At 39.9% G+C, this 1,668-nt stretch carries 2 protein-coding genes; both read right to left on the bottom strand.

The window, feature by feature from the left end; all coding sequences use genetic code 11:
- Positions 1 to 933 (bottom strand): M56 family metallopeptidase (locus tag WBJ10_RS09415; RefSeq protein WP_424289622.1); only part of this gene is annotated, 933 nt, incomplete at its 3' end.
- Positions 934 to 935: 2 nt separating this feature from the next.
- Positions 936 to 1,307 carry a BlaI/MecI/CopY family transcriptional regulator gene (locus WBJ10_RS09420; protein ID WP_424289624.1) on the bottom strand — a complete coding sequence of 124 codons (372 nt, stop codon included), beginning with the start codon at positions 1,305 to 1,307 and terminating at the stop codon, positions 936 to 938.
- Positions 1,308 to 1,668 lie beyond the last annotated feature (361 nt).

A 1,668-nucleotide genomic window follows, 5' to 3' on the forward strand; every position in this document is an offset into this window, starting at 1 on the left:
GGCCTTCACTGCTTTACCTGTGATTATTTCAGGAAGAGGTATTGATGCAATGTGCTCAATGGGTTTAATTGTGCGTTCGCCATCAACACTCAGGAGATTGTTTTCTGAACTAGCTGCCGCCGCCGATACAATCAGCATCAAAATAAATAAGGGTGCAGAAAACCCGTACTTCCAAAGTCCGGTACTGCGTGATTTCGTTTTGTGTAGCATAAGAATTCGTCTTTTTAATAATGATTTATTGAAAAAATTATTTGTCAAATGGAGGGGGTCAACGCCAAGCGTATTGGAGAAAAGTAGCATGGCGTAGTCGGATTTACTCTGCATTAGTTTAGCTGCTTCTTCATCAGCAATGAACTCGTGGATATGCCTGATTTCTTTTTTATAGAGATACATAACCGGGTTAAACCAGTTAACTATCGCGGCAAGCTCAATGAAAATGATATCGGCAGAATGCCATTGACGCATGTGAACTTTTTCATGGCCAATAATGGTTTCGGATTTTGGTATTTCTGTATCAACCACCAGGGTATTGAAAAATGAAAACGCGCTTCCCTTTGTTACTGTCAATCTTGATTTGAGAAACATTAGCCTTAATAAAAAGCGGCTTAACAGGAAGGTGGCACCAGATGCGTAAACCCAAAACAAGGCGTCGGAAACCGATAGAGTAGGTGCGGTATCAGTTGCGCCCACAATAATTGTTTCGTACATCATCTGGGTGGGCATAATGGCTGCTTCCCGTACCCTCTGTGTGATAAACAGATCGCGGAACCAGTCTGAATTAAAAAACGGGATCAAAAACGACAGGAATATGCTCGTGTTCAGGAAGAAACGGTTCTGTCTGAAGAAGGTTTCGTTCCTTAATACCAGTACGTAGAAGCCCATAAAGAGCAGCAGGTACAGATTAGTCTGGATAAGATAATTCAAGCCGTTCATGGTCAGTGTTTTTTGAGTTTTTCAATCAGTTTAAGGATCTCATCTGCTTCTTTCAGATCCAGCTTTTTCTCTTGGACGAAGAATGAAAACATATTCTCCACCGAATTGTCGAAATAGCCGCTAAGCAGTTTTTCGGTTGCAAAGCTTCTGTATTCTTCGATGCTGATCAATGGGAAGTAACGGTGGCTTTTCCCGAAAGCCTCGTGATCAATGAACCCTTTGGTTTCCAGAATGCGGATAATGGTGGAAACTGTATTGTAAGCCGGTTTGGGCTCGGGCAGCTGATCTACCACATCCTTTACAAACCCTTTTTCCAGTTCCCACAATACCTGCATGATCTGTTCTTCCGCTTTGGTTAATTCCTTAATTTCCATTTGACTTTATTTATGAATACTGTTTTACCTGATTCGAATCGGTAATACTAATATATAACTAATATTTTAGTTATGCAACTAAGTAGTTAGTTATTTGTGAAATTAACATGTAAGAGGTTGTATATTAGGATGATAATTTACAAAACATATCATTGTAAACAGTAAGGCGAAGTATGAAATGGAGTAGACACTTGGATTTAACAGGGAGAAAGCAAGACGCCTATTTTAACGCAAAGATTCTGTGTTGATTTCCAAATAAAATTGTTTTTATCTTTGTTCTTTAAGACGGTCAAGAACCAGTCTGTGTAGCGTACTGATCCTTTAGGCTTAGTGCGCTACTTCTTTTCAGATCGGTATAGTC

Source organism: Daejeonella sp. (assembly GCF_049655485.1).
Taxonomy (GTDB): Bacteria; Bacteroidota; Bacteroidia; order Sphingobacteriales; family Sphingobacteriaceae; genus Daejeonella.